Source organism: Frankia canadensis, assembly GCF_900197875.1.
Classification (GTDB): Bacteria; Actinomycetota; Actinomycetes; order Frankiales; family Frankiaceae; genus Frankia; species Frankia canadensis.
The window spans coordinates 1-21,607 of record NZ_FZMO01000068.1 but is presented as its reverse complement, the minus strand read 5'-3'; the positions used below and the strand labels follow the sequence as shown (position 1 = coordinate 21,607).

Genomic DNA, 21,607 nt, shown 5'->3' with positions numbered 1-21,607 from the left:
ATCACCCGGACCGGGCGGCATGCGAACCCGGCTCGGCGGACGGCGCCGCCTCCTGACCAGGCAGAGACACGGAAGGTTCCGCCACGGCGGACGCCACGTCATCCGGCGTGGCGTCCACGGGCTTCCCGGTCTCGGCGGCCTGCGGACCATCGTCGAGCACCACCCGACCGGGCAGGAGAAGCGCGCAGGGGAGGGCGACGACGGTGGCGCCGAGCGTCCACCAGAAGGACACCGCGAAGGCGTGGGCCTGCGTCGCCGGGTTGGGTGACCCCGCGCCGCGCAGCTCATGCGCGAGGACCACCGCCAGCACGGCCGTGCCCAGGGAGCCGCCGATCTGCTGGAAGATCCGCACCGCGGAGGTCGCCCGCGGGATCTGCGCCGACGCGAGACCCGTGTAGGCGGCCGACATGACCGGAATGGTCGCCGCCGCGAGCCCCATGCCCCGGACGACCAGGGACGCACCGAGCAGCAGCTCACTGGTGTCGGTACCGATCTGGGTGTACGCCACCGAGCCCAGGATCGCGAGGGAGAGGCCGATGAGGACCAGCAGCCGAGGGCTGGTCCGGTCGACCACCCGGCCGAGCAGGATCATCGCGATCATCATGCCCAGGCCCTGCGGGGCGAGCAGCAGCCCGGCATCGGTCGCCCCGCGGCCCCGCACCTGCTGCTCATAGAGGGGAAGCAGGAACATCGCGCCATACAGCGAGATGCCGAACAGGAACATCAGCCCGGCGGACCCGCTGAACGGCGCCGAGCGGAACAGGCGCAGGTCGATGAGCGGGACACCCCGCATCCGCAGGGCGTGGACCGCGAAGGCGACCAGCAGCAGCACCCCGACGACCAGCGGCACGAGGCCCCGCGGATCCGCGAAGTCGCCCCGCCGGCCCGCCTCCGAGAAGCCGTAGACCACCGCAGCGAGCCCGGGCGACAGCAGCGCGAAGCCGAGGCCGTCGAAGGCCTGGTGGCCGGCACCGGGCAGCGGCGGCATCCACCGCCAGGCCAGCGCGAAGGCGATGACACAGACCGGCACGTTGATCAGGAAGATCCACCGCCAGCTCAGCGAGTCGACGAGGACGCCGCCGACCACCGGCCCGAGCACCGGCGTGAGCAGCGCCGGCACGGCCACGGTCGCCATCAGCCGGCCCAGCCGTCGCGGGCCTGCGGCCTGCGCGAGGATCGTCTGCATCAGGGGCAGCAGCAGGCCGCCGCCCAGGCCCTGGACGATCCGGAACGCGATCAGGCTGCCCGCCGACCAGGCCGCCCCGCACAGCGCGGATCCGGCCAGGAACAGTGCCAGCGCGATCAGCCACATCCGCCGGCCGCCGAAGCGGTCCACCAGCCAGCCGGTCAGGGGGATGACCACGGCGAGGGCCAGCAGGTACGCCGTGCTGACCCACTGGATCGTCGCGACACCGGCGTGGAACGAGCGGCCGAGCGTCTCCAGCGCGACGGACACGATCGTGGCATCGAGCTGCACCACGACCGTGCCGGCCAGGACGATCAGCGCCAGCCGGATGAGCGCGGGATCGAGGCGCTCGGGATCGCCACCCGCCCCCGCGTCCTCGGCCGCGCTCGATGCCTGCGATGCCATGACCACCTCCGCGATCGTTCGCGCCGGTCGACAGCCGGGAGCCGAAGCCAGGCGAAGCCGGACACACGAAACGTGCACGCAGAACGATACACCGTCTCGCTTACCGATACGTCGACTCGGTTTCGATAGCGTGTCTCGGTCTCCGACTCCCGCGTAACCTCGAGGCATGGGCGACCAGACCGGCGGTAGCGGCGGCCCGGCCCTCGAGCCGGCGGCCGATCCGGCGCTGGACATGGACGTCGTGGCGAGTGCCGTCGATCTGGTGTGGACCAAGCCCACCGCGCGGCGCCGGCCCGCGCTCACCCGCGAGGCGATCGTCGAGGCCGCGATCGCGATCGCCGACGCCGAGGGGATCGAGGCCGTCTCGATCCGCCGGGTCGCCGCCGCCCTCGACGCCCGGCCGATGACGCTCTACTCCCACATCGCCCGCAAGGATGGCCTGCTCGCGCTCATGGCCGACCACATCGCGGCCGAGGTGCTCGTGCCCGAGCCGCTGCCCGCGCGGTGGCGCGACGCGCTGCGTGCGATCGCCCACCGCACCCGGGACAGCAGCCTGCGACATCCGTGGATGCTGCGCATCCACGCCGGACATCCCCTGCTCGGACCGAACGCGCTGCGCCACGCCGAGCAGTCGGCGGCCGCCGTCGCCGAGCTCCCGCTCCCCCCGCGGCGCCGGGTCGCCCTGCTGCGCGCGATCGACACGTACACCCTCGGCCACGTCGCCACCGAGCTGCACGAACGCCAGGCCCGCGACGCGTACGAGCCCGGCGTGCTCCAGTCCTACCTGGCCGACGTGCTCGGCAGCGGCGACCACCCGCACCTGGCCCAGCTGCCCATGTCGATCGTCGTGGCCTCCGAGACGGACGCGCGGGAGCGCTTCGAGGAGGGCCTCGAGTGGCTGCTCGACGGCATCGCGGCGAGCGTCGACGCGGCGCTCGAGGATCCGGCGGGCGCGGACGCGGCGGGCGCGGACGCGAGTGCGCGGAAGGGACAGCAGCCGGACGGCGTCCGCGTCAGACGCTGCCAAGCACCCGAGTGACGCGGATCTCCAGCACGACCCGGGCCGGGTTGACCCGCGGCTGGCGGTAGCGCAGCGCGTAGCGGCGCTCGGCCTCGGCCACGCTGGCAGGATCGTCGCGCACGACGGCCAGGCCCTCCAGCGTCGACCAGCGGCGCCCGTCGATCTGGCACAGGGCGACGGGGGTGCCCGTCGCGGGGCCCGCGGCGATGATGCGCGCCTTGCGGGACCCACCGCCGGTGATCACCCGGGCGAGGCCGGTGTCGGCGTCGAGCGTGGCGCCGACCGCGACGACGTGCACGCTCCCGTCCGGGCGCACGGTGGTCAGGCTGCACAGGTGCCGTTCCCGCCAGAACTCGGCGAACTCCGGGCCGCGGGACAGCGGAGGCGGCGACGGGCGGGCGGGGCTCGGCACGGGACCAGCCTCCCACGCCCGCGCCACCGACGGACGGACGGACGGGCGGACGGACGGGCGGGCGGACGGGCGGCGTCACCCGTCCCCACGCCCCCTGTCACCATGGGCACCCAAATTGGGACCTTTACCCGCCCGACACGGCATCGTCATGGACAGGAAATGACCAGTGACGACGCTCCGAGTCGCGATGCGGGCGCGGCGCCCGCGGCGGGGGACGGGAGCGACATGCCGTTCGACTTCAGGACGATCAACAGCGGCGACACGGCGTGGGTGCTGTCCAGCGCCGCCCTCGTCCTGCTCATGACGCCCGGCCTCGCCTTCTTCTACGGCGGGATGGTCCGCGTCGAGAACGTCCTCAGCATGATCATGCAGAACTTCTTCTGCATTGGCATCGTCAGCGTGCTCTGGGTGCTGGTGACGTACAGCCTGGCATTCGGTGGGGCGAACGGCCTGATCGGCGGGTTCGACCAGGTCGGCCTCGCGCACCTGGACCGCCAGGTCGCCGGCTACACCGGGCCCGCGGCCCAGACGATCCCGCCGGTGGTGTTCGTCTGCTTCCAGCTGATGTTCGCCGTCATCACGCCCGCGCTCATCACGGGCGCGAGCGCGGACCGGTTCCGGTTCAGCGCCTTCGTGATGTTCATCTCGCTGTGGTCGGTGCTGGTCTACGGCCCGGTCGCGCACTGGGTCTTCTCCCCCACCGGCTGGCTGTACAAGCACGGCGCCGAGGACTTCGCCGGCGGGACGGTCGTGCACGCCAACGCCGGGGCGGCGGCGATCGCGATCTCGATCGTGCTGGGTCGCCGCCGTGGTTGGCCGACGGGCGACTTCCGCCCGCACAACGTGCCCTTCGTGCTGCTCGGCGCCGGGCTGCTGTGGTTCGGCTGGTTCGGCTTCAACGCCGGCTCCGCCCTGAGCGCCGGCCGGCTCGCCGGCAACGCGTTCATCAACACCAACACCGCGGCGGCCTGCGCCCTGCTGGGCTGGATCATCGTGGAACGCATCCGGGACGGGATGGCCTCCACCCTCGGCGCGGCCTCCGGTGCGGTGGCCGGGCTGGTCGCCATCACGCCGGCCGCGGGGTACGTGACGCCGATGGGCTCGATCGTCATCGGCTTCCTCGCCGGCGGGGCCTGCGCGCTGGCGACCGCCATCAAAGGCAAGGTCGGCATCGACGACGCCCTGGACGTCGGCGCCGTGCACCTTGTCGGCGGCGCGCTGGGCGCCCTGCTCATCGGCCTGCTGGGCTGCAGCGACGTCGGTGGGCGCGACGGCCTGTTCTACGGCGGCGACGCCGGCCTGCTGCGGGAACAGGCGGTCGCCGTGGTCGCGGTCGTGGCGTACTCGTTCGTCGCGTCGCTGCTCATCGCCGGGGCAGTCCGGCTGGTGCACCGGCTGCGGGTCACGCCGGACGAGGAGGTCGAGGGGCTCGACACCACCCAGCACGGCGAGGTCGCCTACCGGCTCTGGTGACGCGGCGCCACTGCCCCGCGATCCCGCCGCGCGTCTCCTGGTCCCGCGGGACCCGGGTCAGGGGTCAGGCCAGCCCCGGTGCGACGCCGACCCGACGATGGGTGAGCACGGGGAACGCCTCGCGCACCGCGGCCACCCGGGCCGGGTCGAGCTCGGAACACAGCCGCCCCTCGCGCGCGTCGCACTCGGCCACCACCTCGCCCCACGGGTCGACGACGACGCTCGCACCGGCGAGCTCGCGGCCCGCGTGCCGGCCGGCCGCGTTGCAGGCGACGAGGTACACCTGGTTCTCGATGGCACGGGCCCGGGCGAGCACCCGCCAGTGCGCCAACCGGTCCGCCGGCCACGCGGAGACGACCACGACAAGCTCGGCCCCGGCGTCGGCGTAGAGCCGGAACAGTTCGGGAAAGCGCAGATCGTAGCAGGTCGCCAGCGCGACCCGACCGAGTGCGCTGCCCACCGTCGGCGCGTACGGCACCGCGGCCCGCCCCGGCACGCCCGGCGCTGACGTGCTCCCCCCCAGCTCGGCCGAGGCCGACGTGCTGCCTCCCGGGGCTGCCGGGGCTGACGTGCCCGGCGTCAGCAGTCTGGCCTCGTCCGACTCGTGGCCGAACAGGTGGATCTTGCGGTAGGTCAGCAGGATCTCGCCGGCCGGGTCGACGAGCACCGAGGTGTTGAACAGGCGGCCATCCTCGGCCCGCTCGACGAGGCTGCCCGTGACCAGGTGGAACCGGCCGTCCCGGGCGGCCGCCCGCAGGGCGCTGACCAGCGGGCCGGTCAGCGGCTCGGCCTGCGCGGCGTAGTCGTCGAAGTGGAAGTACCCGGTCGCCCACAGCTCGGGCAGCACGACCAGGTCGGCCTCGACGGCACGCAGCTCGGCGAGGACCCGCCGCACCCTGTCCGCGGCCGGCTCGCCGTCCGGGCAGGCCAGCTGCAGGCACACCGTCCGGATCGGTCCCACACCGACCGCGGCCCGCTCGACACCCGTCGGCGCCGTCATGATCGCCGCCCTTCTCCCACCGATCGCCAACTGACAACCGCCAACCGAGAACCCGCCCGTCAGCCGACGCCGAGCATCGCCTTCCACTGCTGGGCGCTCGCCGGCCGGAAGACGTGGTTCATCCGCTTGACGACGGACAGGTCCTCGGACGCCTTCGGCGAGTACTGGTGCCCGGGGAACACCACGGTCGCGTCCGGCAGGCCGGCCAGGCGACGCAGGCTGTCGTACATCAGGCCCGCGTCCCCGCCGGGCAGGTCCATCCGACCGCAGCCCTCCAGGAACAGCGTGTCGCCGGCGACGAGGCGGCCGTCGATGAGGAAGCACTGGCTGCCGGGGGTGTGGCCGGGGGTGTGCAGCAGCTGGATCGGGATCTGCCCGACCATCACCACATCGCCGTCGTCATGCTCGACGAGGTCGGAGGCGGAGACCTCGGTCGCGCGGCGCACCCACTCGGCCTCGTCCCGGTTGACGTGGACGGGCAGGCTCTCCCGCGCGAGGAGCTGGCGGACGCCCTCGATCTCCAGGCCGAACGCGGACCCGCCCACGTGGTCGGCGTGGTAGTGGGTGACGAGTGCGCCGGTGAGCCGCATGCCGTCGGCGGCGGCCAGATCGATCAGGTCATCGACCTTGTAGGCCGGGTCGACGACCACCGCCTCGCCGGTCTCCCGATCCCCCACGAGGTAGACGAAGTTCACCATCTGGGTACCAACCGGATCACCGACGGCGAAGTCGCGGCCAGACAGCAGCTGGCGGAAGTACAGACGATCGGTCATCCGTTCAGCGTACGAAGGTCGGGCCCGAGAGGTGGGACGCCAAGGGCGGGAGGCTACATTCGGCGACATGACGGGTGACGAGCCCGCGTCGCGGGAACCCCCCGCGGACCGCCCGCGACTGCCCGGTTCCCGGATCACCCCGCGCCAGGTGGCGCACTGGCGGCGCTCGGGACTGGTCCGCGATGCCGGGCGTGACCTGACGGAACTGCGGGTGATCGTGGCCCTGCGCCGCGCCGGGATGAGCCTGGGCCGCATCCGCGCCGCCTTCGAGCACGTGGCCGCCGCCGAGGCCCACGCCGTGTACGCGGGTGAGCTCTACGTGCGTCATCCCGACGGCAGCTGGGAGGGCGACCGCCGACCCGGTCAGCATCCTCGGCTTCGAACTCGGCGCGGACGACTACCTGACGAAGCCGTTCTCCCCGCGGGAGCTCGTCGTCCGCCTGCGCGCGGTGCTGCGGCGCACGGCGGGGACCGCGGCATCGGGCGTGCTGCGGGCCGGCGGCCTCACGGTCGACGTGGCGCGCCGGCGGGTCAGCGCGCACGACCGCCCGGTGGCCCTGACGCTCGCCTCATCGCGACCGCGCGGCAGGTCGGACGACCAGGACAGCATCGCCACCGACCCGCGCACCTTCGTCCGCTCGACGGGAGCTTCGACCTCGCCCGCGTGCTGGAGGAGTTCACCGACTGGTGGATCCAGAACGGCGTACAGCTCACCAGCACCGGCCACTACTCGGAGGCCGCCGCGCAGCTCATCCTGCAGGGCTACCCGCAGCGGCGGTCAACGGGACCGGCATGGTAGTCAAGCGGACCCTCACTGACCCGCCGGCCCTGCCGCCAGCGTCGGCCGCGTCGTCGACGGTGCCGGCGCGCGATGCGCGGTGAAGAAGTCGAGGATCGCGCCGGTGGCGTCGAAGGTCCTGCCAGCGGCGGAGGTGTGCGGATCGCGGCGCGCCTCCGGGCTCGACGGCCAGAAGTGGGTGCCGCCGACCACGGTGTCGAACAGGACCTCCGAGCCGGCGGCGCAGCCGGTGAAGCGCAGCGCGACGACGCCGGCGGCGGGCTGCGTGCTCGCCGGCAGCGGGTCGCAGCCGTACCGGCCGGCATAGCCGCGCATGACGACCGGCGCCGCGGGAACCGGCACGGTGGCACCGACGACCAGGCCACCGTCGTAGGGCACCGAGGGATCTGCCGTGCCGTGCACCGCCATCGTCGCCGGGGCGCGTCCCGCCGGGCAGCGGGCCTCCGACGTCGAGGAGACCATCGCCACGGCGGCGAAGCGGCCGGAATGGCAGACCAGCGCCGCGGCGAACTCCGCGCCGTTGGAGTGGCCGGTGGCGTAGACCCGCCGGGCGTCCAGGCAGAAGCGGCCGCCGAGATCGGTCAGCAGCGCGTCGACGAAACCCAGGTCATCGGCTTTGACCGGATCCCCCGGCGTGTTCCACCGCGTCGGCACTCCGAGTGCGTCCGGGGTCACGACGAGAAATCCCCGGGCGGGGCCGACCGCGCCCATTCTCGACCGTTGTTCCTCCAGCACGCCGTCCGCCTTGAAACCGTGGAAGTCAAAGAGCAGTGGATAGGCGCGGCGGCCGTCATAATGCGTGGGAATCGACAACCGGTAGTGACGTGACGTCCCATGGTAGGCGAACGTGTGGACCCCGGCCGTCAGTGGAATCCGCGCTGGGCCCGGGCCACAGGAGCCGTCCGGGGACAGTCCGGGTGAACCCGCCGCGGTCGATCCCCCAGATGCTCTGGCGGCCGTTCCACCAGCGGCTCCGGTCCGCCCGTGTACCACGAGCAGAACCAGTAGGGTTGTCACGACCACGACAGCGACAATGGCCGCCCTCCACTCTGGGGAGACCCGTTTCCCGTACACCGGTCCATCGTACGAACGGGAATGGCCGGAATGAATATTCGGCCACGGACGAGTACCCGACACCCGGCTTTCGTTCGGCGGGGGTCCGGCCTGGCCCCGGGTGCCTCGGTGCCGGCCCCCGGCCGAGTGAGCCGACGGCCGCCGGCCACTCGTGGTCCGCTTCATGGCGACCTCCGCCGGTTCGAGGTGGTTTCCCGCTCGTGCCTGCTCCCCGCCCCTGCGGACCATAGACTCGCTGAATGTGGCGGTGTGCGGGCGGGCCGCCCGGCGCGCCGGTCCGCCCCCGGGGGTAGGGACGGCGCCGCCGGCAGGCCGTGAACCGCGCCCGAGGCGTCCGCGACGCGCCAGCCATCGATCTCCCCAGGGGGCACCCATGACGACCGAACCGGCAACGCAGGCCGCACCGCGCGCCGAGGGCACGCCCCCCAGCAGCAGCGCCGCGCCGGTACCGGGGCCGGCGGAGTCCCGGGCCCGGGCGCGACCGGCCATCGTGACCGTCGACGACGATCCGAGTGTGTCCCGCGCCGTCGCTCGTGACCTGCGCCGCCAGTACGGCGAGCGGTACCGGATCGTGCGCGCGGACTCGGGGCCGCAGGCGCTGGAGGCGCTGCGCGAAATGAAGCTGCGCGGCGACCGGGTGGCCGTGCTGCTCGCCGACTTCAGGATGCCGGCGATGAACGGCATCGAGTTCCTCGAACAGGCGATGGACCTGTACCCGGCGGCGCGGCGCGTGCTGCTGACCGCCTACGCCGACACGACCGCGGCGATCGACGCGATCAACGTCGTCGACCTCGACCACTATCTGCTCAAGCCGTGGGACCCGCCGCAGGAGAAGCTGTACCCGGTCGTCGACGCCCTGCTGGAGGCCTGGGTCGGCACCGACCACGACACCGCCGCCGAGACCCGGGTGGTCGGGCACCGCTGGTCGGCGCGGTCCTACGAGGTGCGCGACTTCCTCGCCCGCAACCAGGTGCCCTACCGCTGGTACCTGTCGGAGGAGCCGGAGGGCGCGCGGCTGCTCGCCGCGGCCGAGGCGTCGCCCGACGCGCTGCCCGTGGTCATCACCCCCGACGGCGTGACGCTCACCGACCCGACGGACGCGGAGCTCGCCGGCCGGGTGGGCCTGAGCACCACCCCGACCGAGGACTTCTACGACGTGGTGGTGATCGGCGGCGGCCCGGCGGGGCTCGGCTCGGCGGTGTACGCGGCGTCCGAGGGGCTGCGCACCGTGCTCGTCGAGCGGATGGCCACCGGCGGCCAGGCCGGGCAGAGCTCGCGGATCGAGAACTATCTCGGCTTCCCGGACGGCGTCTCCGGCGCGCAGCTCACCGACCGGGCGCGGCGGCAGGCGGTGAAGTTCGGTGCCGAGGTGCTGACCACCCGCGACGCCGTTGCCCTCGAGGTCAACGGCCCGGCCCGCACGGTGCGCTTCGACGACGGGCAGGAGATCTCCGCGCACGCCGTCGTGCTCGCCACCGGGGTGTCCTACCGCCAGCTCGCCGCCCCCGGGGTCAGCGAGTTCACCGGCCGCGGGGTGTTCTACGGCTCGGCGCTCACCGAGGCGCCGTCCTGCTCGGGCCAGGACGTCTACATCGTCGGCGGGGCGAACTCCGCCGGCCAGGCGGCGATGCACTTCGCCCGGCACGCCCGCCGCGTCACCCTGGTGGTGCGCGGGCCGTCGCTGGAGGCGTCGATGTCGCACTACCTCATCCAGCAGATCGCCGCGGTCGACGCGATCACCGTGCGGACCTGCACCGAGGTCGTCGGCGTCGAGGGCGACGGCCACCTGGAGCGGATCACCCTGCGTAACAGTGCCAGCGGCGAGACCGAGACCGTCGACACCCACTGGCTGTTCGTCTTCATCGGTGCCGCGCCACGCACCAGCTGGCTCGACGGTGTGCTGCACCGCGACGAGCGCGGGTTCGTCCTGGCCGGGCCGGACCTCATCGTCGACGGGCTGCGGCCGAGCGGCTGGGCGCTGGACCGCGACCCGTACCACCTGGAGACGTCCGTCCCGGGCGTGTTCGTCGCCGGGGACGCCCGCGCCGAGTCGGTGAAGCGGGTCGCCTCCGCGGTCGGCGAGGGCGCGATGGCGATCGCGCTCGTCCACCGTTATCTCGAGAAGCGCTGACGCCGTCGCGCCACGCGGACGACCGCCCGGGGAGGATGACCATGACGACGACGCCGTGCAGCGCCGCGGAGCTGCGCACGCTGTTCCTGTTCGAGAAGCTCGCCGACGACCAGCTGGACTGGCTGTGCGAGCGCGGGCACGTCGAGCTGCTCGAGCCCGGGCCCGTCTACGCCGAGGGTGACCCGGCGACCTGCTTCTACGTGCTCATCGAGGGCGCGCTGGTGCTGTCCAGCCGGGTCGGCGCCGACGACGTGGAGGTCGTGCGCACCGACCAGCGCGGGGTGTACGCCGGCGCGTGGCACGCCTACCTCGGCGACCGGATGCCCCAGCTCTACAAGAACTCGATGCGGGTCACCGAGCCCAGCCGCTTCTTCGTCCTCGACGCCGAGGACGTGGCCGTGATGATGCGCGAGTGGTTCCCGATGGCCCTGCACATGCTCGAGGGCCTGTTCTTCGGGATGCAGAGCACCCAGCAGATGGTCGGCCAGCGGGAGCGGCTGCTCGCGCTCGGCTCGCTGTCGGCGGGGCTGACCCACGAGCTGAACAACCCGGCCGCCGCGGCCGTGCGGGCGACGGCGGCGCTGCGCGAGCGGGTCGCCGGCATGCGCCACAAGCTCGGCATGATCGCGGCCGGCCCTTACGAACGCCCGGAGCTCGAGTCGCTGGTCCGCCTGCAGGAGGAGGCGGTGGAGCGGGTGGCGAAGGCACCGTCGCTGACCCCGATCGAGACGTCGGACCGCGAGGACACCCTCGGCGACTGGCTCGACGAGCACGGCATCGGCGACGCCTGGGACATCGCGCCGATCTTCGTGCAGGCCGGGCTGGACATCGACTGGCTCGACCACGTGGCCGCCTCGGTGCCCGCGGGCGTGGTCGAGGGGGCGGTGCGCTGGCTGACCTACACGGTCGAGAGCGAGATGCTCATGCGCGAGATCGAGGACTCCACCACCCGCGTCTCCTCGCTCGTCACCGCCGCCAAGCAGTACTCGCAGATGGACCGGGCGCCGTTCCAGACCGTCGACATCCACGAGCTGCTCGACAGCACCCTGATCATGCTGGGCCGCAAGATCGGCGACAATGTCGACATCCGCCGGGACTACGACCGGACCCTGCCGCCGATCCCCGCCTACGCCGCCGAGCTCAACCAGGTCTGGACCAACCTGATCGACAACGCGGTGTCGGCGATGGACCACCGCGGCGTGCTGACCGTGCGCACCTTCGCCGACCACGACAGCCTCGTCGTCGAGATCGGCGACACCGGGCCGGGCATCGACCCGGCGATCCGGGACCGGATCTTCGAGCCGTTCTTCACGACGAAGGCGGTCGGCGAGGGCACCGGACTCGGCCTGGACATCTCGTGGCGGATCGTCGTCAAGAAGCATCACGGCGACCTGCGCGTCGAGTCGGTCCCCGGCGACACCCGCTTCCAGGTCCGCCTGCCGTTCACCGCCCCGAGCTGACGGTGGCGGCGGCGCTCACCGAGACGGGACGGCCCGGCCGCCTCAGGCGACCGGGCTCATGCCGCCGTCGAGGTTGATCGCCGTACCGGTGAGGTAGGCGGCACGGTCGGACACCAGGAAGGCCACCAGGTCGGCGAACTCCTCGGCGTGGCCGAACCGGCCCAGCGGGATGCCCGACGCCGTCCCCATCCGCGCGTACAGCTCGTCGACGGGGACGCCCTGGCCCGCGGCGACCCGCTCCCACTGGCCGCTGCGCACCAGGCCGACGAGGATCGCGTTGACCCGCACCCCGTCCGCACCGAACTCCTTGGACAGCGCCTTGGTCAGGGCGAGTCCGGCGGCCCGGGTCACCGACGTCGGCATGGAGGCCGCGCCGGGCGCGCGGGCCGTCACCGACAGCGAGTTGACGATCGCGCCGCCCCCGGCCCGGCGCAGGTGCGGCAGCACGAGCCGGCAGGCACGGACCGCCGCGTACAGCTTGAGATCCAGATCGGCCTGCCAGACGTCGTCGTCCTGCGTCTCGAACGGCCCGGCGCTGCTCGCCCCGGCGTTGTTGACCAGGCCGTGCACGGCATGCCAGCGGTCGGCGGCGGCGTCGACGAAGCGAGCGAGCGCGTCCGGGTCACGCACGTCCGCGACGATCGGCAGGACCTCCCCGGGGCCCTGCGCGGCCTGCTCGGCGACGGCGAGCAGGCGTGCCTCGTCCCGCCCGCAGAAGGCCACCCGCGCGCCCTCGGCGGCCAGCGTCCGCACGAGCGCGGCGCCGAGACCGTCGGAACCGCCGGTCACCAGCACCACCCGCCCCGCGAGATGCAGGTCCATCGCGCTCCCGTCCCGTCCCTGTCGACGCCCGTGCCCACGGCCCACGGCCCACGGCCCACGGCCCACGGCCCACGGCCCACGGCCCACCCAATCATGCGGCGCCGCAGGATGCTCCGAAGCCACCGAACCCGTGCGCCACGGCCCGCGCGCGGCCTGGGCCGCCTCGTGACCCAGCACCCGCGCCTGCGCCTGCGCCTGCGCCTGCGCCTGCGCCGATGTGATACTGCGGATCGTGGAAGATACGACGATGCGTGCCGCCGTCTGTCGCCAGCTCGGCGAGCCGGGGGCCCTCTCGGTGGAGGCGGTGGACAGGCCGCGGCCGGGTCCCGGCGAGGCGCTGGTGCGCATCCACGCGGCCGGGGTCAACCTGCCCGACGTCCTGATCATGGCGGGCCGGTATCAGGTGGCCGTGGCACCGCCGTTCGTGCTGGGCGCCGAGTTCGCGGGGGTCGTCGCGGAGGTCGGTTCCGGCGTGGGCCGCGTGCGGGTCGGCGACCGGGTGGCCGGGATGGTTACCGGTAACACGGCGGCGAGCGGCGCGTTCGCCGAGTTCGCCGCGGTCCCGGAGTCCGCGCTCACCCCGGTGCCGGAAACGGTCGACCTCGCCGTCGCCGCGGCGACCTGGGTGTGTCACCTGACCGCCTACCACGCGCTGCGGTCAGTCGCCGAGCTGCGCGCCGGGGAGCGGCTGGTCGTCCTCGGCGCGGCCGGCGGGGTCGGCCTCGCGGCGGTGGAGGTGGGCGCGCTGCTCGGGGCCACGGTGGTCGCCGCGGCGTCGAGCCCGGAGAAGCTCGCCGTCTGCCGGGACCAGGGCGCCACGCATCTCATCGACTACGAACGCGAGCCGCTGCGGGACGCGATCCGCGCCGCGTGCGGCGGGGCGGACGTGGTGCTCGACCCGGTCGGCGGCCGGTGGGCGGAGCCGGCGCTGCGCACGCTCGGCTGGGGCGGCCGGTTCGTCACGATCGGCTACGCCAGCGGCGAGATCCCGAAGATCCCGCTCAACCTCGTGCTGCTCAAGGGCATGACCATCCTCGGCTTCGGCAACGCCGGCCTCGAGCTCAACGAGCCCGAACTCGCCGCCCGCGATCGCGCCGAGCTCGGTGACCTGCTCGCCGACGGCAAGCTCGCGCCCCGCATCGGCGCCCGTTATCCGCTCGACGAGGCCGCGGCCGCCCTCGCCCTGGTGGCGAACCGGCAGGCGATCGGCAAGATCGTCCTGGACATCGCTCCCTGACCGCCCCCTAACCGGGCATGTCCGGCCTGACCGGCCCGCCCGGTCCGGTCCGCCTCTGTCCGCCGACGGTGGCGGGCCGGCCCCACTTCACTCCCCAGCGTCACTACTTTCCGTAGTCAGACGGGCGTGGACGCCCCTCCGAACCGCATGGCGCCAGGACGCTCCGGGTACGGACGTGGTGGTCACCCGGCGGGAGCGGTGAGGAGTCCTGGTGGAGGAACGTCTCGACCTGTTCACACTGCTCGATCTCGCGGTCACCGTGACCGATCCGGGGACGGGACGCATCCAGCGGGTCAACGAGGCGGCGTGCGTCCTGCTCGGCCGGCCGGAACCGGAGCTGATCGGCCTCCGCTGGCGGGACGTGGCCGTGCCCGAGGAGCGTGCCCTGTGGCACCAGGAGATCCACCGCCCGGAGGCGAACTCGTCGCGCCGGCGGCTCGTCCGACTGCTGCGCCCCGACCACAGCGTCGTGCACGCCGTCGTGAGCTCCGCCCGCCTGCCGGCGGCGGACGGCGACGGCGCGCTCCTCATCCAGCTGCAGGACATCTCGGACGAGATCGCCGCGAACGAGCGGCTGCGCCTCATCCTGGACAACACCCCGGTATCGATGTTCCTCGTCGACCGCGACGGCATGGTCCTGGCGAGCAAGGGCCTCATGGACGCGGTGGCCTCCCGCATCTCGCGCCACCCCGACACCTCGGCGTTCGAGCTGTTCGCCGACATGCCCGTGGCCGTCGCGCTGCTGCGCCGGGCACTGGGCGGCGAGCCGGTACACCAGGTCATCGACGTGCTGACGCGCTGCTATGACCTGCACATGGTGCCGATCTTCGGACGGGATCGCGAGGTCAGCTACCTCACCTGCGTGGCCACCGACGTCACCGAGCACCAGCGCCTGCTGGCCACCCTGCGCACCCGGTCCGTGGAGCAGTCGCTGATCGCCAGTCTGGGTCAGCAGGCGCTGGAGTCGCTGAGCGCCACCGCGCTGTGGCAGCACGCCGCGAGCCTTCTTGCCCGCCATCTGCGGGCCGACACGGTCCGTATCCACGAGCTCGACGGCGCGGGGAATCGGACCCGGCTGCTGGCCGCCGTGACGCGGCAGGCGCCGCCCCGCGCCCGCGCCCCGACAACGGGTCCGGAGTCGGGCCCGGAGTCGGGCCCGGAGCCTGAGCCGGCGTCGCTCGGGCCGCGCCTGGCGGAGACCGTCGAGCGCGCGGTGGACTCCGACGCCGACCTCTGCCCCGCCGATGCGACCTCCGGCCTCGCCGTCGGCGGGCACAGCCTCGTCGTCGCCACGGGCCGGGGCGACCATCCACTGGCCGCCGTCGAGGTGGACCGGCAGCCCTCTGTCGCCCCCTTCACCGAGCAGGACGCACAGTTCGTCCGCTCCGTCGGCGCCGTGCTCGGCGCCGCGGCGATGCGGTTCCGGACCGAGGAGGACATCCGCCGACAGTCCCTGCACGACGGCCTCACCGGCCTGCCCAACCGGGTCGCACTGCTCGACCGGCTGGACCGCGCCCTGCGCCGGGCCCGCGCCGACCAGAGCCGCATCGGGGTGCTGTTCATCGACCTCGACGGCTTCAAGACCGTGAACGACACGCTCGGCCACCAGGCTGGCGACCATCTGCTGCGGCTGGCCGCGACCCGTCTGGAGCACGCCGTGCGGCCCGGTGACGTGGTCGGGCGGCTCTCCGGCGACGAGTTCGCGATCCTGTGCGAGCACATCGACTCCCCCGACGACATCGAGGCGATCGCCGACCGGATCCTGACGACGCTGGACACTCCGTGTGTGCTGGACCAGCAGACGGTGATGCTGTCCGCGAGCGTCGGCCTCGCGCTGTCCGAGCCGGAGACCACCAGCGGCGAGGACCTGCTGGGCGCCGCCGACATCGCGATGTACACCGCGAAACGCCGCGGCCCCGGTCGGCGGGCGGCGTTCGACGAGGCGATGCGCACCCGGCTGGTGGCACGGCTCACCGAGCAGGGCGAGCTGCGCCGGGCGGTGGACGCGCAGGAGCTCGTCCTGCGCTACCAGCCGATCCGCGAGGTCGGGAACGGGCTGGTCGGCGCGGAGGCGACGCCGCACTGGCGGCATCCGCGGCGGGGGCTGCTGGCACCGTCGGGGTTCCTGCCGGGGCGCGAGCAGATCGGGCTGCGGGTGCCGATCGACCGGTGGCTGATCGGCCGGGCCTGCCGAGACGTCGCCCGATGGGAGGGCGGTGCCCTCCCCGACGGCCATCCGCTGCTGCTCATGGCGGTCTCCGGGCCCTGCCTGGTCGAGCCGCGCTTCGTGCCGGAGCTGGACGTGCTGCTGGCCAGCACCGGCGCGCGGGCCCGCTACCGGCTGTGCTTCGAGATCGCCGAACAGGAGATCGTGGCCGACGAGGAAGCGGTCCTGCCGGTGTTGCAGAGCCTCACCGGCCTCGGCGTTTCCGTCTGTATCGGAGAATACGGCGCGACCCGGCCGATCGTGTCGAAGGTCCCCCACTTTCCGTTCGGGTATCTGCGCATCAGCGGTGCGTACGTCGACGGCGTCGACGTCAATCCGGTCCGGCAGGCGGCGGCCGCGGCGATCGTGCACTTCGCCCACCAGCTCGGGGTGCGCACCGTCGCCGGCGACGTCTCGACCCGCGAGCAGTACGACATGCTGCGGTCGTTGCGCTGCGACCTCGCCCTCGGCCCGGCCGTGGGACCGCGCCGGCCGGAGCCGCCCCGGCTGGCCGCTTCCCACCTGGACACCGGCGGTCCGGCGGGTCCCGACGGGGCGCCGGCCGACGACGCCGATGGTGCCGATGACGCTGGGTGAGTCATCCACCCTTTGCCATACCGAGAATGCCATTTTCCTCTGTCGCACCGCTCCGTGTTCGGCACACCACGTCACCGTCGAGGCACCGCCCCGGCGGCCGGTGGCACCTGAACCGTGCGGGCAGTAGAAAAAGGGGACGCGTGCCGTCCTTGCCGGACCAGGTACGTACGACGCGGAGGATGGGAAACGCAGGATGGGAAAAAGATGAGTCTTGCTACCAAACCGGGCGCTCGTTTCCGGTCGGCTGTGGACGCGACGGAGATCATTGTGGTGAAGCCGGCGAAGGACCCGGTGGATCTGCGCTGTGGCGGTCAGCCGATGGTCGCGTTGGGCGACGACGTGCCCGGCGGTCTGGCCTTAGACCCGGCGTTCGCCGGCGGGACGCAGCTGGGCAAGCGGTTCGCGGACACCGACACCGGCCTGGAGCTGCTGTGCACGAAGGGCGGTGAGGGGTCGCTGTCGATCGGGCAGACGCCGCTGCCGCTCAAGGACGCCAAGCCGCTGCCCTCCTCGGACTGACGGGGTCGACACGATGCACCTCGGCATGCTCCTCGAGATGGCCGCCGACGGCCTGGCCGACCGGACCGCGCTCGGCCCCGCCGCGGACGGGCCGTCGTTCGCGGAGCTGGGACGCCGCGCGCGTCGCCTGGGCGCGGCGCTGGCGGCCCGGCCGGGCACGCGGATCGGGCTGATCGACCTGAACTCGCCTGCCGTCCCGCTGACCCTGTTCGGCTCGGCGATCGCGGGCAAACCGTTCGTACCGATCAACTACCGGCTCGCCGACCCCCAGCTGCGCGCCATCGTCGCTCGTACCGCCCCTGCCACGATCATCGTCGGAGACGGCGTCGCCGAGCGCGTCGGCCCGGTCGACGGCATCGAGTACCTCACCCGGGCCGAAGCCCTCATGATCGCCGCGGATCCCGACGGCGAGCAGGGCGACGGCTGGGGCGGCGACGCGGACGACATCGCCGTGCTGCTGTTCACCAGTGGCACCACCGGCGAGCCGAAGGCCGCCGTCCTGCGGCACAGCAACCTCACCGAGTACATCATCACGACCGTCGAGTTCGGCGGCGCCGCCGAGGACGAGGCGGCGATCGTCAGCGTCCCTCCGTACCACATCGCCGGCATCTCGGCCGTGTTGTCCTCGACGTACTCCGGCCGACGCGTGGTGCAGCTCGAGGCGTTCGACCCGAAGGAGTGGGTCGAACTCGTCCGGGCCGAATCCGTCACCCAGGCCATGGTCGTCCCGACCATGCTCGGGCGCATCCTCGACATCGTCGAGGCCGACGGCCAGGGCCTGCCCTCGCTGCGCTCGCTGTCCTACGGCGGCGGCCCGATGCCGCTGCCCGTGATCGAGCGCGCCGTCGGACTGCTGCCCCACGTCGGTTTCGTCAACGCCTACGGCCTCACCGAGACCTCCAGCACCATCGCGGTGCTCGGCCCCGACGACCACCATGCCGCCTTCGCCAGTACCGACCCCGCCGTGCGGGCGCGACTCGCCTCGGTCGGCCGGCCGCTGCCGACCCTGGAGGTCTCCATCCGCGACGCCGCCGGCGAGCTCGTGCCCACCGGCGAGCGCGGCGAGATCTGCGTGCGCGGCGGGCAGGTGTCCGGCGAGTACCTCGGCCGCGGCACCACCCTGGACGCCGACGGCTGGTTCCCGACCCGCGACGAGGGTCACCTCGACGACGCCGGCTATCTGTTCGTCCACGGCCGCCTGGACGACGTCATCGTCCGCGGCGGCGAGAACCTCTCCCCCGGCGAGATCGAGGCCGTCCTGCTCGAGCATCCGGCCGTGCTCGAGGCCGCCGTCGTCGGCATCCCGAACAAGGAATGGGGCGAGCAGGTCGCCGCGGCCGTCGTCATCGTCGGCGAGGTCTCCGAGGACGAGCTGAAGGCGCACGTCCGCGCTCGGCTGCGGTCCAGCCGCACCCCGGACCGCATCCAGTTCCGCGCCGACCTGCCCTTCAACGAGAGCGGCAAGCTGCTGCGCCGCGTGCTACGCACCGAGCTCGCCGACGCCTTCGCCTGACGCTCCACCCGCACGTCCCGTTCCACCCGCACCCCCCGGACGGCCGGCGCGGCGAATCTACTCCCACGCCGGCCGGTCCGTCCGTCGGTCAGACCGGCGACCCGCAGGTGCGCCCGGGAGCGCAGCCGCGGCAGTCCGCTCGCGAGCAGGGCCGAGGTCAGCGAGGCGGTCAGCACGGCGACCTTCACGTGATCGTCCCGCCGCCGCCCGCGCCGAACGTGAGCTCGCCGACCCCGCCGATGCGACGACGCTGACGACCGCGAGCAGCGCCGGATGTCCGACGCGCCACCCGATCGCCGATCCCCCGGCCGAGGCGCCGTCGGCCGATCGCCCGGCGTGCACGGCCGCGACGAGGGCGGCGGCCACCAGGGTGAAGCCGGCCAGCCGGGCGGCGGCCCGACATGGCAGGACCGGCCCCACGAACAGCGCGGGCAGCGCGATCACAGCGAGGCTCTCCCACCGGGCACCGACGGCGGCGGCGCACCCGGCCACCGCCGCGCACGCCCCCAACGCCGCGCCCAGCAGCGCACGCCCGGCCGGCGACCCGCGCCGGTCCGTCCGGCGGTGCCCGACCACCGCGGCGGGCGGGCCACCGACCGGGGCGGGCCGCCGTATCCCTCGCACGTTCGGCCGCTCTCAGCCGCGGGTGTCGGACGTCACGGCGGACGCCGGACGCCGGGCCGGCGGCTCGGGCCGGGGCGGGGCGCCGACCCCCGCGGCGGCGGGCGGCGAGGTGGTCCCCTCCCGGTGGACCTCCCCGTCGGGTCCGTAGCGCACCGGCCAGGACAGCGCGGCCGGACCGAAGCGGCGCAGGTCACGGACCTGGTCGCGCCAGATCACCAGCATCGGCACCACGAACATCGCGCCCAGCAGCACGAGCGCGATGAGTACCTGTCCCCATTCGAAGTCGGAATGCATCTGCGTTCTCCCCTGCTCCAGGAGTCGCCGATCCGCCGTCCGGTGGTCGCCCACGGGCCCACGGGCGGTCACAGGGAGCTCCGCACACCTGGAGCTCCGGAGCCCGGGGCCATGACGCGCCGCGGCCCGCGCGCCAGCCCCTGGTGCCCAGCACGGAGGGCCGGTGCGCCGCGGCCACGGACGGGGGTGAGGCAGGCACGCGAGTCCGCGGGCGCGCATCGGCACGGATACGCCGGACGCGCTCGTGGCCGCACGTGGCGACACAGTCGGGACGCGGCGACACAGGACTCGCCGACGGCGAGCCCGTGCGGCCCGCGGTGGCCGACCGACCGGCGGCGGACGGGCAGAAAAAGGATGAAGGTGGATCCGGCGGCGTGGCAGCGGCCCGCGCGGTGGGGTGCTACCTCGCCGGGAGAACGGGCGGTGGGCCGCGGGCGGCCTGGAAGCGGCCCTCCTCGCCGGGGCGGCCAGCACGACGGGTGATCCGCCGCCGGCGCGCGACCAGGGGAAGCGCCAGCGCCGCCGCGGTCGCGGCGAGCGCGAAGGGGCCGGGCTGCGTGGGCGACCAGGACCCGGCGAGCAGGGTCCTCGCGTCGGGCCGGACGCTGGCCGACTCGGCCGGCCCGACCGGGGCGACGGCGGCCACGGCGGCGGGCAGGGCCCGCTCGACCAGATGCGTCGCGCCCTGGCCACCCGCGCCCGGCGGACCTCCCACCAGGCCGATCAGCAGCAGGAGGGTGGCCACCCAGACCGGGCGCACGCGCCGGTGAGCGGAGATGGCCATGGGACCAGGTTAGAGGAGGGTGCCCATCGCCTCCACGCGGTCGCGGCCGCCCAGCGTCCCTCGCCGGCGGCCCGGCGGGAGACCCCTCGTGGACCGGTCTCGTCACCCACCGTCCGTCGTACGCGACGTTCCGGGCGAGCCTCGCGAACCGGTACCGCCCGCTGCACGTTACATGTAACGTGCAGCGCGGGAGGTCCAGGATGGTGACGTTCTTCTCCGGCTGCCTGCCCCGCACGCCCCTGCGCGAGCAGGTGGCGGCGGCGGCCGCGGCCGGGTTCGACGGGCTGACGATCTGGCCCAACGTGTGGCGCCACGCCCGCCAGCGGGACGGGATGAGCCTCGCGGCGATGCGTGATCTGTTCCAGGAGCACGGCCTGACCCTCGAGGCGGTCGAGTGGACCGCCGACTGGGTGCCGCCCGTGGCCGACCTGACGGGCGGGATGATCCCGCCCGCAGCGTTCCGAGCGGAGGTCTTCGAGGTGGCGAGTGCGCTGGGCGCCACCACGGTCGTCGCGGCCCACGCGCCGGGCGGCGAGGCCGATCCGGACCGCGACGCCGCGTCCTTCGCGCACCTGTGCGACGAGGCCGCCGGGCATGGGCTGCGGGTCGCCCTCGAGTTCGTCCCCTTCACCGGCCTGCCCGACCTGCCGGCGGCGACCACGCTGCTGGCTGCGGCCGGCCGGGCGAACGCCGGACTCGTGGTGGACGTCTGGCACCTGGCCCGTTCGGGCGGTACGGCCGTCGACCTGCGTGGCCTCGACCCGGCGTCCGTCCTGCTGGTGCAGCTCGCCGACGGTCCCACACGGGCCGCCGACGACCTGGCCCGCGAGGCGGCGTCGGCCCGCCTGCTGCCGGGCGACGGGGAGCTCGACGTCGCCGGATGCCTGGCGGTGCTCGCCGAGCTCGGTGTGCGGGCGCCGACGGGTCCCGAGGTCCACCTGGCCGAGTGGCGTGGCCTGCCCGCCGCCGCGCCGATGGCGCAGCTGTTCGCGGCGACCACCCGTGTCCTGCCCCGCGACGCCCCATCAGGTCCCGCGGTGTCCGGTTCCGCGGTGTCCAGTTCCGCGGTGTCCGACGCGACCACCGAAAGGTTCCGCACTTGACGTCCTCTCCCGCGTGAACGCGGGGGATTCCAACTTCTACACACCCACCGGAGGAGGTGCGCAGTGTTGAGGTTCGCGGTTCACGGGCACCGGCAACCCGGTGCCTCCCCGCGCGGCCACGGCCCGTCCGGCCGCGATGGTGCGTGCTGCGTTGACGTCGGCGTTGGCCGTGTG

19 protein-coding genes and 1 pseudogene are annotated in these 21,607 nt (G+C 73.7%); 10 read left to right on the top strand and 10 right to left on the bottom strand.

Annotation, left to right across the window (positions count from 1 at the left end; genetic code table 11):
* Window position 1 precedes the first annotated feature (1 nt).
* A complete protein-coding gene (locus C1A33_RS07605; RefSeq protein ID WP_101830844.1) occupies window positions 2–1,591 on the bottom strand; it encodes an MDR family MFS transporter in 1,590 nt (529 codons plus the stop codon).
* Between the two features lie 166 nt (window positions 1,592–1,757).
* Between C1A33_RS07605 and C1A33_RS07600 the strand changes: the two genes are divergently transcribed.
* A complete protein-coding gene (locus C1A33_RS07600) occupies window positions 1,758–2,630 on the top strand; it encodes a TetR/AcrR family transcriptional regulator C-terminal domain-containing protein (RefSeq protein ID WP_243407290.1) in 873 nt (290 codons plus the stop codon).
* On the opposite strand, the gene C1A33_RS07595 is transcribed toward C1A33_RS07600, so the two are convergent.
* On the bottom strand, window positions 2,605–3,024 hold the full coding sequence (locus C1A33_RS07595; protein ID WP_101830812.1) for a pyridoxamine 5'-phosphate oxidase family protein: 420 nt from the start codon (window positions 3,022–3,024) through the stop codon (window positions 2,605–2,607). The two genes, C1A33_RS07600 and C1A33_RS07595, sit on opposite strands and share 26 nt — an antisense overlap.
* Before the next feature lie 225 nt (window positions 3,025–3,249).
* Between C1A33_RS07595 and C1A33_RS07590 the strand changes: the two genes are divergently transcribed.
* The gene (locus C1A33_RS07590) at window positions 3,250–4,497 is read left to right on the top strand and encodes an ammonium transporter (protein ID WP_101830842.1); all 1,248 of its coding nucleotides are present in this window, start codon (window positions 3,250–3,252) and stop codon (window positions 4,495–4,497) included.
* A 64-nt stretch (window positions 4,498–4,561) separates the two neighbouring features.
* On the opposite strand, the gene C1A33_RS07585 is transcribed toward C1A33_RS07590, so the two are convergent.
* Window positions 4,562–5,497 carry a carbon-nitrogen family hydrolase gene (locus tag C1A33_RS07585; protein ID WP_101830811.1) on the bottom strand — a complete coding sequence of 312 codons (936 nt, stop codon included), beginning with the start codon at window positions 5,495–5,497 and terminating at the stop codon, window positions 4,562–4,564.
* Between the two features lie 59 nt (window positions 5,498–5,556).
* Entirely contained in the window at window positions 5,557–6,270 is a 714-nt protein-coding gene (locus C1A33_RS07580; protein WP_101830810.1) for an MBL fold metallo-hydrolase, read from the bottom strand.
* A 67-nt stretch (window positions 6,271–6,337) separates the two neighbouring features.
* Between C1A33_RS07580 and C1A33_RS37685 the strand changes: the two genes are divergently transcribed.
* Window positions 6,338–7,069 (top strand): MerR family transcriptional regulator, encoded by a 732-nt coding sequence (locus C1A33_RS37685; protein ID WP_207770207.1) that lies wholly within the window; start codon window positions 6,338–6,340, stop codon window positions 7,067–7,069.
* A gap of 12 nt (window positions 7,070–7,081) precedes the next feature.
* On the opposite strand, the gene C1A33_RS07570 is transcribed toward C1A33_RS37685, so the two are convergent.
* On the bottom strand, window positions 7,082–7,882 hold the full coding sequence (locus C1A33_RS07570) for a CE1 family esterase (protein ID WP_243407289.1): 801 nt from the start codon (window positions 7,880–7,882) through the stop codon (window positions 7,082–7,084).
* Window positions 7,883–8,516: 634 nt separating this feature from the next.
* Here C1A33_RS07570 and C1A33_RS07565 point away from each other — a divergent pair.
* Together C1A33_RS07565 and C1A33_RS07560 are read left to right on the top strand one after the other, a co-directional pair.
* Entirely contained in the window at window positions 8,517–10,274 is a 1,758-nt protein-coding gene (locus C1A33_RS07565; protein WP_207770206.1) for an NAD(P)/FAD-dependent oxidoreductase, read from the top strand.
* Between the two features lie 41 nt (window positions 10,275–10,315).
* Window positions 10,316–11,734 carry an ATP-binding protein gene (locus C1A33_RS07560; RefSeq protein ID WP_101830808.1) on the top strand — a complete coding sequence of 473 codons (1,419 nt, stop codon included), beginning with the start codon at window positions 10,316–10,318 and terminating at the stop codon, window positions 11,732–11,734.
* Between the two features lie 42 nt (window positions 11,735–11,776).
* On the opposite strand, the gene C1A33_RS07555 is transcribed toward C1A33_RS07560, so the two are convergent.
* Window positions 11,777–12,556: an SDR family oxidoreductase gene (locus C1A33_RS07555; protein WP_101830807.1), complete on the bottom strand. Its 780-nt coding sequence runs from the start codon at window positions 12,554–12,556 to the stop codon at window positions 11,777–11,779.
* Window positions 12,557–12,803: 247 nt separating this feature from the next.
* Here C1A33_RS07555 and C1A33_RS07545 point away from each other — a divergent pair, with 247 nt between their 5' ends.
* The 4 genes from C1A33_RS07545 (at window position 12,804) to C1A33_RS07530 (ending at window position 18,628) form a co-directional block, all read left to right on the top strand.
* Window positions 12,804–13,793, top strand: coding sequence for an NADPH:quinone oxidoreductase family protein (locus C1A33_RS07545; protein ID WP_101830806.1), 990 nt, complete (start codon window positions 12,804–12,806; stop codon window positions 13,791–13,793).
* A gap of 211 nt (window positions 13,794–14,004) precedes the next feature.
* Window positions 14,005–16,596 carry a sensor domain-containing protein gene (locus C1A33_RS07540; protein ID WP_341477196.1) on the top strand — a complete coding sequence of 864 codons (2,592 nt, stop codon included), beginning with the start codon at window positions 14,005–14,007 and terminating at the stop codon, window positions 16,594–16,596.
* Between the two features lie 204 nt (window positions 16,597–16,800).
* Window positions 16,801–17,115: a hypothetical protein gene (locus C1A33_RS07535; RefSeq protein WP_101830804.1), complete on the top strand. Its 315-nt coding sequence runs from the start codon at window positions 16,801–16,803 to the stop codon at window positions 17,113–17,115.
* A gap of 13 nt (window positions 17,116–17,128) precedes the next feature.
* Complete coding sequence (locus C1A33_RS07530) at window positions 17,129–18,628, top strand: class I adenylate-forming enzyme family protein (protein WP_101830803.1); 1,500 nt, start codon at window positions 17,129–17,131, stop codon at window positions 18,626–18,628.
* A gap of 57 nt (window positions 18,629–18,685) precedes the next feature.
* On the opposite strand, the gene C1A33_RS07525 is transcribed toward C1A33_RS07530, so the two are convergent.
* From C1A33_RS07525 to C1A33_RS07515, 3 genes are all read right to left on the bottom strand, one after another.
* Window positions 18,686–19,252, bottom strand: a complete 567-nt coding sequence (locus tag C1A33_RS07525) for a hypothetical protein (protein ID WP_133150596.1) — start codon at window positions 19,250–19,252, stop codon at window positions 18,686–18,688.
* A 12-nt stretch (window positions 19,253–19,264) separates the two neighbouring features.
* A complete protein-coding gene (locus C1A33_RS07520) occupies window positions 19,265–19,546 on the bottom strand; it encodes a hypothetical protein (RefSeq protein WP_207770205.1) in 282 nt (93 codons plus the stop codon).
* A 400-nt stretch (window positions 19,547–19,946) separates the two neighbouring features.
* Complete coding sequence (locus C1A33_RS07515) at window positions 19,947–20,330, bottom strand: hypothetical protein (RefSeq protein WP_101830801.1); 384 nt, start codon at window positions 20,328–20,330, stop codon at window positions 19,947–19,949.
* A gap of 200 nt (window positions 20,331–20,530) precedes the next feature.
* On the opposite strand from C1A33_RS07515, the gene C1A33_RS07510 reads away from it, so the two are divergent.
* Window positions 20,531–21,433 (top strand): sugar phosphate isomerase/epimerase family protein, encoded by a 903-nt coding sequence (locus C1A33_RS07510; RefSeq protein ID WP_101830800.1) that lies wholly within the window; start codon window positions 20,531–20,533, stop codon window positions 21,431–21,433.
* Between the two features lie 36 nt (window positions 21,434–21,469).
* On the opposite strand, the pseudogene C1A33_RS36320 reads toward C1A33_RS07510, so the two are convergent.
* Window positions 21,470–21,607: pseudogene (locus tag C1A33_RS36320) on the bottom strand (RNA-guided endonuclease TnpB family protein); the annotation flags it as partial.